This is a genomic window from Streptomyces sp. NPDC047853 (assembly GCF_043204535.1).
In the GTDB taxonomy this organism is placed as follows: Bacteria; Actinomycetota; Actinomycetes; order Streptomycetales; family Streptomycetaceae; genus Streptomyces.
In genome coordinates, this window is record NZ_JBIDCI010000001.1 from 16,907 (window position 1) to 28,675 (window position 11,769).

The following is an 11,769-nucleotide window of genomic DNA, read 5'->3' on the forward strand; positions in this document are numbered from 1 at the left end:
TTCCTCATCCGACTGCTACTGCCGTACGTCACCGGTTGACGGACTGGATCTCCTGGACCGTGACCGCCTGTGCGTTCCCGAAGGTTCCGTCAGGCAGGTCGCCGCCCGCGCCCCCGGAGCCGGTCCACGCGATGTCCCAGGTGATGGTGGCCTGGAGGTTGTAGGTCCCGTCACCGGACGAACGCAGGTACTTGATTCCGCAGGGCGGGGTCCGGTCGGCCTTGCCCTTGGCGTACGGCTCGCCGATGGAGTCGTCGGCGTTGATCGTGCATGCGCCGGAGGCGGGGTAGGTCTCGGCGTCCGGCGTGCCCGGCTCAAGCTTCAGGGAGACCGGCCTGGCGGTCGTCGTGGCCGTGAGGGCGAAGCCGGGAGCGTTGATCTCGGCCGTGGCCTGGACCTCGTCGAAGACGGCCTTGTCGAGCCACGCCCAGGTCGGCAGGTTCACCTTCGTGGCCTGCTCGGGAGCGAGGCTGACCTTGGTGTCCGGCAGCTGCATGTGCTGGTAGGCGAGGGCGGCGAGGATCTCCGGCCTGATGGCTTCCTCGTGCTGAGGCGGCGGGGCCTCGCCGTTCTCCACCCAGAAGGGGAGGTCGGTGCAGGCGCTGCGCTTGAGGATGTCCGGTTCGTCAGGGTTTTCGACGCCGGCCCAGAACATGCCCTCGCCGTCCTTCTCGACGTTGTAGTCCCTGTAGCCGGGGGTGTCGGTCCAGCCGAACTCGTCCTCGTAGTGACTCCTCGCCTGGCCGATCGCCGCACCCGCGTGTCCGGTCATACCGGGAGTGCTCGCTGCCTTCTCGAGGTCCGCGGACATCTTCTTCTTGAAGTCCTTGGCTCCGAGGTACGGGGCGTACCAGCATGGGGGAGGCGTCCAGTTGACGTCCGTGGACGTCACATTGCCCTTGCCGCCGCCCTTGGCGACGGACCCCGAGTACTGGATGCGGGCGGCAGCGTAGATGCCGGTCTTGTCGCTGCCGGCTGTCTGCTCTGCGCTGGCTCCCTCGCCGGAACCCACCGGCTTCGCCGCATGGGCGGTCCCCGTCAGGACGACCGTGCTGAGAATCAGCGTGAGTGTCGCGGTGCCGATACATGCACGAAGGGATGTCGTCACTGGCACTTTGCCGCCTTCGTCTCGACGAACACCTTGGAGGCCTGCCAGAGCCCGTTACCTGTGGGGTACTTGACCATGATGATCTTGTAATGGTCGAAGTCCTCAATGCTTGGTTCGGTCGTCAGGATCTTGTCGGTCTTGATCTCCTTTCCGTAGAACTTGCCTGAGTCCGCACAAAAAGCGACCTCGACTGAGTTGCCATTGCTGGCCGAACGAGTGGTGGCGTCGTAGTGGCGCAGTGTGCCGGTGGCGGTCCAACCGCCCTCGATCCACGCGTCGATCTGCGTCTTCGCGTAATGCAGCCCCTCGCCCGTCGCGTAAGCGGCTACGGCGGCCTCCCTGGAGGTGCGCTTGTCCACGCCCCGATAGATGGCGCGGAAGAAGTTCGCGGCATCTTCCATCGCCGCAGCCTCGTTCTTGTCCTTCGGCTTCTCCCAGTCGAAGACCAGGTTCATGTCCTTGGGCAGGGAGACGTCCACGCCGTCCGGCTTGTCCGCGGCCGGGGCGCCCGACGGGCTCGGTGACTTCGTCGGCTGTGACGAGCTCTGGTCGGCACCGGCGATCTTGTCGTTCTCGCCCGAGTCGTCGTCCCCTCCTCCGCAGGCCGTCAGCAGCAGGGCTGCCGTCGCGGTGAGTGCGGCGGCAACGGGCAAAGAGCGGCGCTTCACTGTGGGCTCCCCGTGAGACAAAGGTTCAGTCAAGAGAACAGACGCTATCGGTGGGGTTCATGGTTTCGCCAGAGCGAACCGTCCGAGGCCGGAGGCCGGCGGCGCACGCGCTTCCGGCCCCCGACCGGCAGGTGCTCGGCGCCCCTCACCCCAGCTTGCGGTTCTGCGCGTTCACCACCGTCGGTGACAGCTTCGCGTCGCTCGGCCTGCGGTTGGCGATGGCCATGCCGTCGACCGAGAAGTGGACGGCGAGGACGTCGCCGCTGCGGACGACCTCGGTGTGCAGGACGTGCGGGACGCCGAGCGAGGTCATCGTGGCCTTGAAGCCGAGCGACTCGTCCCCGGCGGGCGTGACCTGCTCCGGGGTGACGGAGTCGTAGGGGGTCTTCGCCCCGTTCGCCTCGGCCGTGAAGCCGCCGCCGCACGACTCCACGGCCTTGCGTACGCCGGCGAAGGCGGACTTCGCATCCCCGGACCGGTGGGCGGTGAGGGTGATGTAGGTGAAGCCGATGCCGTTCGCCGAATCGGATTCCGGCGCTCCGGTGTCCCGCTGTCCCGAGACCACCCGGGTGAGGTCCGCCTCGGGGTCGCCGAGGGGCAGTTGGTTCATGGCGTGGGCCAGCGGTGCGCAGACGGGCTTGTCGAGCGTCACCTCGTCCGGGGTCCGGGCGAAGCGGAACTCTTCGTCGGGCTCCGCCACCCTGAGCCCCTTCACGTCGGACGTCGTGACCATCGTCCGGGCCAGGCGCTCCGACGCACTGGTTTCCTTCGTCGAGGGCGCGGTCGTCGCCGGCTCGCCGACCGCCGAGTCCGAGCCGGAGTCGACGTCCCCGGTGCCGCCGCAGGCGGTGAGCGCGGCGACCGCGAGCAGGGACAGGGTGGCGAGCGCGGCCGAGGTGGCGCGATTCATGCGGGCTCCTGCGTGGGGGGCGTCACTGTTCCGAGCGAAGATCTTGGCACGGTCGATCCGTTCCCTCGTGAGTGATTCGTGCAGGCATGATGGCGGCACCGTGACGGATCGCACGCCCGGAAGGCTCCCGGGCTCCGCTCCTGAATTCGCACGCGCACAGTCGGGCCGGTCGTACGCAGGGCGGCGCTCAATGGGGTTGTGGCCCTGCGAAGTTGCGGACGGGTAACACCGGGTGGAGAGGGGTTCGAGGAGGTGGCCGTGCCTTGAGGGGCTTATGTGCTGCTGATACGGTGCCATGGCTTGACACTCGCCCCAGCGCTGGATATTCGCCCAGGTCGGACGGGTGCGTCAGGGGATGTCCCTGGACGTCACCGACCGGGCGGCGCGGGTGAAGTGTCCGAGAATGCAGGCGATTCAGGTGATTTCGCGCGCTGAGTAGTGCGCGGAGACGAATCTTGGGTGTACGGGGAGCGGTTGCGTGAAGATCCAGGAGCGTACGGGGGCGGGCGCGGGACGTTCCGCGGCTCCGGCTCAGCCGTCGGTCGGTGACCGGCTTCCCAGCCCCCCTCGCGAGCGCAAACCGGCGTTGGCCGCGCTGGCGGTGCTGCTGATCCTGGTGGGAGCGCTGGGGGCCACGATGCTGGTGCTGCGGGCCGGGGACCGGATCGAGGCGGTGCAGGTCACCGCCGACATCAAGCCCGGAGAGTCCCTCACCGGGAAGAACATCAAGCCCGTCATGGTCAACGACGACTCCGGCGCCGACTTCGTGCTGTGGGAGCAGCGGGCGAGCCTGATGAAGCTCCAGGCGAAGTCCACGATCTACGGCGGCACGGTCGTCGTCGGCCAGATGTTCGCCGACAAGACCGGCATGGAGCAGGGCAAGGCCACGGTCGGCGTGTCCCTCAAGGAGGGCCAGTACCCGGCCGGTCTGGGATCGGGTGACAACGTGGCCGTCTACCGCGTGGGCAGCAAGGCCTCCTCCGGTGGCAGCGAGCAGAACGGCTCCTCCGGCTCGTCCGGTGCCGACAGCTCCCTGCTGGTCGAGCGCGCGGTCGTCGTGTCCGCCGGGTCGACCGACAGTGACACGATCAGCAGCACCGCCCTGCCGGTCACGCTGACCGTGGACGCCGGCGACGCGGCCGCCGTCGCGCAGGCCGCCTCCGCCGGCGAGGTCGCCGTCGTCCTGATCCCCGGCAACTAGAAGGCGACCCCCATCCCATGGCCCTCATCGCCCTCGCCGCCGACAAGGGTTCCCCCGGCGTCACCACTGCGGCCGTCGCCCTCGCGGCGGTCTGGCCGCGCCGTGTCCTGCTCGCCGAGACCGACCCGGCCGGCGGCGACCTGGTGTACCGCTCCGCCGCCGCGCACGGCGGACCGCTCAACCCGAACACCGGCATGCTGTCGATAGCGGCCACCGCCCGGCGCGGCCTCGTCCCCGACCAGCTCTGGGACCACGTGCAGCCGCTGAGCGGCGGCCTCGAAGTCCTCGTCGGGCTCGGCATCTCCGAGCAGGCCGCCGGTCTCGCGGGCCTGTGGCCCACCCTCGGCCGGGCCTTCGCCTCGCTCGCGGACTCGCCGAACGCCCCCGCGGACGTCATCGCCGACTGCGGACGCATCAGCGGTGACACGCCGGCCACCGAGCTGTTCCCGCACGCCGCGCTCGTGCTCCTCGTCTCCCGTACCGAGCCGGAGGCCATCGCCCGGGTCCGCGACCGCGCCGCCGCCCTGTCCGCCAAGCTGCACGGCGGCCCGCGCGGTACCGCGACCCTCGGCATGCCGATGATCGGCGTCGTCCTCGTCGCCGACACCAACGACGCGGCGAAGCTCTCCGGCCAGGTCAACGACATGCTCGTGCACGCCCAGACCGGCGCCCGCGTGGTCGGCACCATCGCCGACGACCCGGCCGGCGCCGACCAGCTGGCCGGCCGCAGGCGCGGCCGGCTGGAGAAGTCGCTGCTCATCCGCTCGGCCCGCAAGGTCACCTCGGACCTGTACCAGCAGTTCGGCGCGGCCTGGTCCATGCCCGTCGGACCCGCCGGCACCGACCTGTCCGGCCACGCGGGGGCCGGCCGATGACCGCTGTCGACCACTCACTGGTCAAGCGGTTCCGGCAGGACGCCGGCGACCGCATCGCCGAGCAGCGCCGCCAGGACCAGGTCAGCGGCGTCACGCCGATGTCCACCGAGGACGAGCGGCAGTACGCGCGCGCCGTCATCGCGCAGATCCTGGAGGAGTACGCCCGCGCGGAGATCAACGCCGGGCGCACGCCGCTGGACGCGGAGACGGAGGAGGCGTACGCCGCCGCCGTACACGCGGCCCTGTTCGGCGTCGGGCGGCTCCAGCCGCTGCTCGACGACCCCGAGGTCGAGAACATCGACATCAACGGTTGCGACCACGTCTTCGTCGGCTACTCCGACGGACGCGAGGAGCGCGGCGAGCCGGTCGCCGAGACCGACGAGGAACTGATCGAGCTGATCCAGATCCTCGGCGCCTACTCGGGCCTGTCGTCCCGCCCCTTCGACTCCGCCAACCCGCAGCTGGACCTCAGGCTGCCGGACGGTTCGCGTCTGTCGGCGGTCATGGACGTGGCGCGGCGCCCGGCGCTGTCCATCCGCCGCGCCCGCATGGGCAAGGTCTTCATCTCCGACCTGGTCGGCAACGGCACCCTCACCCCCGAGCTGGGCCACTTCCTGGCCTGCGCGGTCCGGGCCCGCAAGAACATCATGATCGCCGGCGCCACGAACGCCGGAAAGACGACGCTGCTGCGCGCCCTCGCCAACGAGATCCCGCCGCACGAGCGGCTCATCACGGTCGAACGGGCGCTGGAGCTGGGGCTCGACACCTTCCCCGACCTGCACCCCAACGTGGTGGCGTTCGAGGAGCGGCTGCCCAACTCCGAGGGGCAGGGCACCATCAGCATGGCGGAGCTGGTCCGCCGCTCGCTCCGTATGAACCCCTCCCGCGTCATCGTCGGCGAGGTGCTCGGCGACGAGATCGTGACCATGCTCAACGCGATGTCGCAGGGCAACGACGGCTCGCTCTCCACGATCCACGCCAACAGCTCGCACGAGGTCTTCAACCGCATCTCGACGTACGCCCTCCAGGCCACGGAGCGGCTGCCGATCGAGGCCAGCCAGATGCTGGTGGCGGGCGCCGTCAACTTCGTCGTCTTCGTCCAGCGGCGCAACAACTTCCAGAGCGGCGGACGCCTCCAGCGCATGGTCACCTCGGTCCGCGAGGTCAACGGCGTCGACGGACGCGTGCTGTCCAGCGAGGTCTTCGCCGAGACGCCCGACGGCCGGGTGGTGCCGCATGCCCCCATAGCCTGCCTGGAGGAACTCATCGCCTACGGCTACCGGCCCAACGGAACCTGGGGGTGAGGGACATGACCACGCACACCACGGATGTCATCACGTACACCACGGATGTCACCACGCCCACCGCGGACGTGACCGCGTACTCCGCGGACGTGAGCACGTACTCCGCCGACGTGACCGCGTACTCCGCGGACGTGACCGCGCACACCACCGGCGTGCCGCTCGCCGCACTGGACTCCCTCGGCTCGATGGGCGGCCTGTTCTCCACCACCGTCCTGTACGCGCTGGGCTGCGGTGTCGCCGTCGGCGGCGGCCTCGCCCTCCTCCTCCTCGCCGTGCGCGGCCTGCCCGCCAAGCCCGAGCACGAGAAGCGGCAGGCGGCCGAGCGGGCGAGCGAGCTGATCCGCTGGGCCGGTCAACGGGGTTCCCTCGCGGCCATCGTCGGCCTCGTCGTGCTGCTCCTGACCCGTTGGGCGGTGCTGGGCATCGCGGCCGGCGTCCTCGTCTTCTTCTGGGACCGCCTCTTCGGCGGCGCCGGTGAGGAACGGGCCGCCATGAAGCGCGTGGAGGCCCTCGCCTCCTGGACGGAGTCGCTGCGCGACACCATCGCCGGCGCGGTCGGCCTGGAGCAGGCCATCCCCGCCTCGGCCCGTGCCGCCGCCCCCGTCCTGCGTCCGCACCTGGACGCGCTCGTCGACCGGCTGCGCTCCCGCACGCCGCTGCCCGAGGCGCTCCAGCACCTCGCCGACGAGATCGACGACGCGTCCGCCGACATCATCGTCGCGGCGCTGATCCTCAACGCGCGGCTGCGCGGCCCGGGTCTGCGCCAGGTCCTCGGCGCGCTCGCCAAGTCGGCGCGCGAGGAGGTCGACATGCGTCAGCGGGTCATGGCGCAGCGCGCCTCGACCCGCCGGTCGGTCCAGATCGTCGTCGCGGTCTCGGTGCTGTTCGTCCTAGGCCTGTCCGTCTTCAACCGGGACTTCGTCGAGCCGTACGGCTCACCCGTCGGCCAGCTCGTCCTGGCCTGCGTGTGCGGACTCTTCGCGCTGGGCTTCTGGTGGCTGCGCAAGCTGTCGACCATCGAGACGCCGGAGCGCTTCCTGGTCCGGGACGGCTCCGACGTCCAGTTCGTGCGCCCCCGCACCGCGGACCGTACGGGCGCCCAGGGCCAGCCCGCGCAGCGCCTGCCGCAACCGTCCCAGCCGTCGCAGGCGTCTGGGGACGAGGGGGTACGACGATGAACCTGACAATGCCGGTCCTGGTCGGCGCGGTCATCGGCCTGGGCGTCTACGCCCTGGTCCGCGCCCTGATGCCGAGCAGGCGGAGCCCGATCCAGCAGGTCGCCCGCATCGACGCGATGCGGGCCCGTGGGACGGCGTACGAGTCGGCCCGGACGGTCCAGGACTCCGGCCGCCTCGGTTCGCTGCGGGCCCAGGTCGGCGCACGCGTCGCCGAGCTGTACATGCAGCAGGGCTGGGAACAGCGCTCGCTGCGGGCGGACCTGGCGGTGTTGGACCGCAGCTGGGAGAAGTTCCTGGCGACCAAGGCGCTGCTGGCGGCGGGCGGCCTGTTCTTCGGGCCGTTCCTGTTCGCCATCGTCTGGACGCTGGGCTTCAACGACAGCCCGATCGTCCCGGTCTGGCTGGCGCTGCTCTGCGCCGCGGTCTTCTTCTTCCTCCCCGACCTGGAGGTGCGCCGGGACGCGGCCGAGAAGCGCCGCGACCTGCGCCGCGTGATCGGCGCCTACCTGGACCTGGTCTCCATGAGCCTGGCCGGCGGGCGCGGCCTGCCCGAGGCGCTGATGGCGGCGGCGGAGGTGTCCGACGGCTGGGCCACCCACCGGATCCGCAACGCCCTGGCCGACGCGCGCATCACCGGCATCAGCCAGTGGCAGGCACTGGGCCAGCTCGGCGAGGACCTCGGCGTCGAGGAACTCAAGGACCTGTCCGCCTCGCTGGCCCTGGTGGCCGACGACGGCGCCAAGGTCCGCGAGTCCCTCGCCTCCCGCGCCGAGACCATGCGCCACCGCGAACTCTCCGAGATCGAGGGCAGCGCGGGCGAGAAGTCCCAGTCGATGCTCGTGGCCCAGCTCCTGCTGTGCGCCGGGTTCCTGGTGTTCCTCATCTACCCGGCGGCGATGCGGGTGTTCCAGGTGTGACGCCCCGTCCCCGCCCTCGCCTCTTGCGGCTCCTTCGACTCCTTCGGCTCAGCAGCTCCGAGCCGCTTCCACCCCAGAACTGATACGAAAGGACACAAGCCACCATGAACGGACGGAACCTCCGCACCGGCACCACCGGCATCGTGCCCGTGGACTTCCTGATCACCTTCCTGCGGGCCCGCGTGGACCGCGCCCGCTCCGGCGAGCTGGACCGCGGCGCGTCCGCGGTCGAGTGGGTCATCATCTCCGCTGTCGTCGTCGCGATCGTCGGCGTGGTGGCCGCCATCATCAACGCCGCGCTCAGCGAGGGCGCCAACAAGGTCGGCGAGTGCATCAAGGGCGCGGACGCGGGCAGCACCTGCTGACCGCGGGCACGGGTTCCGCCGCGGCAGGCAGTACGGGAAGCAGGGGGATACGGGGTGTCAGTGCGCGTACGTGGTTGGGTGCGCCGACGCGTGGAGGCTGCCTCCGCGCGCGGTGACTCCGGCATGACCGCGATCGAGTTCGTGCTGCTCACGCCGGTCCTCTTCTTCATGATCTTCGCGACCGTGCAGTTCGGGCTGTACTTCTTCGCCGACCACGTGGCGCAGGCGGCGGCCCAGGCGGGCGCGCGCAAGGCCCGCGCCACGGCGCACGACCAGCCCGGCGGCTGGCGGGGCGAGGCCCAGGACGTGGTCGACAGCTACATCCGCCAGCTGGGCCCCCAACTGGTCCTCTCCCCGGACGTGAAGCTGCTCCAGCCGGAGCAGGACACGGTCGGTGTGGAGATCACGGCCCGCATCCCCACCGTCTTCCCGGGCCTGGACCTGACGGTGCACGCCCAGTCGATGGGGCCGGTGGAGCGGTTCGTCCAGGAGGGGGAGAACTAGATGGACGACTCCCGTCCGACCACCGGTGACGAGGGCCTGTCCACCATCGAGGTGGTGATCCTGGCCCCGGTGATGATCCTCTTCATCCTCGTCCTGGTGGCCTTCGGCCAGCTCGTGGACGGCCGCGGCGCGCTCGACGGAGCGGCCCGGGACGCCGCCCGCGCGGGCTCCATCCAGAAGGACCACGGCACGGCCCTCGCCGAGGCGAAGAAGGCGGCCGAGTCCAACCTGGCGGACGTCTGCGCCGGCCCGGTCTCCGTCCTCCAGAAGAGCGCGGGCTTCGAGCCCGACACCCTCTTCACGGTCGAGGTGAGCTGCGAGGTGCGGGGCCTGGCCTCCATCGGCCTGAACATCCCGACGACGCTGACGGCGAGTTTCAGCTCCCCGCTGGACCCCTACCGGAGGACGGCGTGAGGGCCCCCGTACGCACCTGGCTCACCGACCGGCGCGCCCGCCTCGACGACCGCGGCTCGGGCGCCGGCGCGGTGATCGTCTTCGCCCTGGTCTTCCTCTCCCTCTCGGCCTTCGTCATCGACGGCGGCATGTCCATCTCCAAGCGGGAGCGTGCCGCGGACATCGCCGAACAGGCCGCGCGCTACGCCGCGCAGGACATCGACCGCGAGGCCCTCTACGACGACGTGGGCGGCCCCGCCCCCATCAACTACGAGAACTGCGACGCCCGGGTCAAGTCCTTCGCCGCGGAGATGGACATGACCGGCCAGGACATCGCCGCGACGCACTGCGTGACGGCCGACGTCGCCCAGGTGCAGGTCGAGGTCCAGCTGACCTACTCCCCGGTCTTCACGGGGATGTTCTACGGCGGCGACGTGGTCGTCCACGGGCAGGCGGTGGCGGAGAACGAGGTGGGCTGACCCGACGCCTCTCCTTCCCTCCCGCCCCGCGCCCCATCCCCCCACCAACGGAGGTACCACTCCCATGCGCACACGCCCGACCACCACCGCGGCCGCCGCCCTGACGGCCGCGGTCGCCCTGATGCTGTCCGGCTGCGGCGGCTCCGACACCGAGGACTCCGGCAAGGACAAGATCGCGGGCGCGGACACGGGGGCTTCGGCCTCGGCGTCCCCGACCGCCTCAGCGCCCGCCGGCGGGGACGGGATCGAGCGGCCGGAGGTCAGGCTGCCGTCCGACGTCGAGAACATCTTCGAGGACGGCTCGACGGGTGACACGAAGAAGGACGCCGTACTGGCGGACAACGAGAGGCGCGTCAACTCGATCGACGAGGCGATCGTCGTGGATGCGGACAAGCATCCGGCGCTGGAGTTCTACTCGAAGGGCGACGCCCTCATGTCGGCCGCCACCTACATCAAGTCGTTCTACGACAACGACCGCAGCTTCACGGGCAAGACCCGTTATTACGACCGTGAGGTCACGTTCGCTAAGGACGGATCGGCAACCGTCACGTACTGCATGGACGCGACCGGCACATACCCGAAGAATCGCAAGACCGGCAAAGTGGACCGTTCGGTCAAGGCGTCACCCAGTGACTACGCCTTCTACAACACCCGGTTGGAGAAGAACGCCCAAGGCGTGTGGCAGACGACGAGTGTGTCCTCGACCGAGGCGGCCAAGAGGTGCATGTGATGCGAGTTGCTTTCTCGACCCGCCTGCTCCTGGTCCCTGTCCTGGCCCTGGGAATCGGCGCGGTGCCGTCCGTAGCCGTGGCAGGTGGCGGCCGCGACGCCGGAGGTGGCACGGAGGCCAGCTCCAGCGCGTCCTCCCAGGAGGGCGTCATCAGGGCGGAGACCAAGGTCACGACCACTGTGAACGGCAGCTCTCGGACTACCGGCACGGGGACACTCACACCGGACAACAGCGATTGGACGCCGCCGGCGTGTTGGTACGAGCCCGCCTTCTCGCCCAAGGAGATCGAGGAAACCGTAAAGCTGTGGCGGAGTATTGACGGCTTGCCGTTCCTTGGTGGCGTCGGGGACTTCGTCGGTGACTCTCTGGATGCTTACTACAAGGACGGAGAGCCCTACAAAAACTACAACCTCGACAAAGAGGGCGAGGGAATGTTCTGGGCGGCGGTGAAGAACCCCAACCGCAAGGACGATCCCGAGGCCAACTCCTGTGACAAGCAGCCCTTCTGGGTGGACGAGGGCGAGGTTCCTGAAGAGCCCTTGGCTCTCACCCCCCAGGTGCTCGCCGAATACGCCTACGACGAACTCCCCGTCCCAGGCACCGAGATCACCATGGCGCCGGCCGGGGCCACCAAGGTGAACCTGCCGACCTGGATCTGGCTGGACAAGGCGAAGTTCAAGAAGATCTCCGTCACCGCCAGCCTCCCCGGTACCGGGCTCTCCGCGACCACCACCGCCGAGCCCGTCTCCCTGCACATCGACCCGGGCACCGGCGACGCCCAGACGTACCCGGCCTCCGGCGACTGCGGGATCAACGGCGACGGCAGCATCGGTGAGCCCTACGCGGCCGGAAAGGCCGACGACACCCCGCCCTGCGGCGTCACCTACCTGCGCGCCTCCGGCGCCGACGGCGCGTACCCCCTGCAGGCGACCGTCACCTGGAAGATCTCGTGGACCAGCACCACGGGCGAGGGCGGCAAGCTCCCGGAAGGCACGTTCGGCGCGACGCAGGACGTGACGGTCCAGGAGATCCAGTCGGTGAACCGCTGATGCCGGCCGGTGGACGGGGCGGCGACGCCCCGTCGGCCGTGGCGCGTCGGCTCACCGGCCCGTCGCTCCGCCGTCGCTTGTGCGGGGG

The 11,769-nt window shown here is 70.1% G+C and carries 14 protein-coding genes; 11 read left to right on the top strand and 3 right to left on the bottom strand.

From position 1 onward, the window contains the following. Positions 1-28 precede the first annotated feature (28 nt). The 3 genes from ACGF5T_RS00110 to ACGF5T_RS00120 form a co-directional block, all read right to left on the bottom strand. Positions 29-1,114: a hypothetical protein gene (locus ACGF5T_RS00110; RefSeq protein WP_392886364.1), complete on the bottom strand. Its 1,086-nt coding sequence runs from the start codon at positions 1,112-1,114 to the stop codon at positions 29-31. After that, positions 1,105-1,776 (bottom strand): hypothetical protein, encoded by a 672-nt coding sequence (locus tag ACGF5T_RS00115; protein WP_366768482.1) that lies wholly within the window; start codon positions 1,774-1,776, stop codon positions 1,105-1,107. Before ACGF5T_RS00115 ends, ACGF5T_RS00110 begins: the two co-directional genes overlap by 10 nt. 145 nt (positions 1,777-1,921) lie before the next feature. Further along, entirely contained in the window at positions 1,922-2,686 is a 765-nt protein-coding gene (locus ACGF5T_RS00120; protein WP_366768483.1) for a hypothetical protein, read from the bottom strand. A gap of 478 nt (positions 2,687-3,164) precedes the next feature. Here ACGF5T_RS00120 and ACGF5T_RS00125 point away from each other — a divergent pair, with 478 nt between their 5' ends. The 11 genes from ACGF5T_RS00125 to ACGF5T_RS00175 all read left to right on the top strand — a co-directional run bounded on the left by ACGF5T_RS00125 (position 3,165) and on the right by ACGF5T_RS00175 (position 11,681). Then, a complete protein-coding gene (locus tag ACGF5T_RS00125; RefSeq protein WP_361014168.1) occupies positions 3,165-3,887 on the top strand; it encodes a hypothetical protein in 723 nt (240 codons plus the stop codon). 17 nt (positions 3,888-3,904) lie between these two features. Then, positions 3,905-4,762, top strand: coding sequence for a hypothetical protein (locus ACGF5T_RS00130; RefSeq protein ID WP_366768484.1), 858 nt, complete (start codon positions 3,905-3,907; stop codon positions 4,760-4,762). After that, entirely contained in the window at positions 4,759-6,066 is a 1,308-nt protein-coding gene (locus tag ACGF5T_RS00135; protein WP_356609261.1) for an ATPase, T2SS/T4P/T4SS family, read from the top strand. Before ACGF5T_RS00130 ends, ACGF5T_RS00135 begins: the two co-directional genes overlap by 4 nt. 185 nt (positions 6,067-6,251) lie before the next feature. After that, positions 6,252-7,244 (top strand): type II secretion system F family protein, encoded by a 993-nt coding sequence (locus ACGF5T_RS00140; protein WP_361014385.1) that lies wholly within the window; start codon positions 6,252-6,254, stop codon positions 7,242-7,244. After that, positions 7,241-8,161, top strand: coding sequence for a type II secretion system F family protein (locus ACGF5T_RS00145; RefSeq protein ID WP_356609259.1), 921 nt, complete (start codon positions 7,241-7,243; stop codon positions 8,159-8,161). The genes ACGF5T_RS00140 and ACGF5T_RS00145 overlap by 4 nt, the downstream gene beginning before the upstream one ends. Before the next feature lie 104 nt (positions 8,162-8,265). Beyond that, a complete protein-coding gene (locus ACGF5T_RS00150; protein WP_356609257.1) occupies positions 8,266-8,526 on the top strand; it encodes a hypothetical protein in 261 nt (86 codons plus the stop codon). 54 nt (positions 8,527-8,580) lie between these two features. Beyond that, positions 8,581-9,030, top strand: coding sequence for a TadE family protein (locus ACGF5T_RS00155; RefSeq protein WP_063482782.1), 450 nt, complete (start codon positions 8,581-8,583; stop codon positions 9,028-9,030). Beyond that, positions 9,031-9,444 carry a TadE/TadG family type IV pilus assembly protein gene (locus ACGF5T_RS00160; protein WP_366768485.1) on the top strand — a complete coding sequence of 138 codons (414 nt, stop codon included), beginning with the start codon at positions 9,031-9,033 and terminating at the stop codon, positions 9,442-9,444. Continuing rightward, a complete protein-coding gene (locus tag ACGF5T_RS00165; protein WP_356609252.1) occupies positions 9,441-9,902 on the top strand; it encodes a pilus assembly protein TadG-related protein in 462 nt (153 codons plus the stop codon). The genes ACGF5T_RS00160 and ACGF5T_RS00165 overlap by 4 nt, the downstream gene beginning before the upstream one ends. 64 nt (positions 9,903-9,966) lie before the next feature. Further along, positions 9,967-10,632 carry a hypothetical protein gene (locus ACGF5T_RS00170; protein ID WP_361014178.1) on the top strand — a complete coding sequence of 222 codons (666 nt, stop codon included), beginning with the start codon at positions 9,967-9,969 and terminating at the stop codon, positions 10,630-10,632. Next, entirely contained in the window at positions 10,632-11,681 is a 1,050-nt protein-coding gene (locus tag ACGF5T_RS00175) for a hypothetical protein (protein ID WP_361014388.1), read from the top strand. Before ACGF5T_RS00170 ends, ACGF5T_RS00175 begins: the two co-directional genes overlap by 1 nt. The last annotated feature ends 88 nt before the right edge of the window (positions 11,682-11,769 follow it).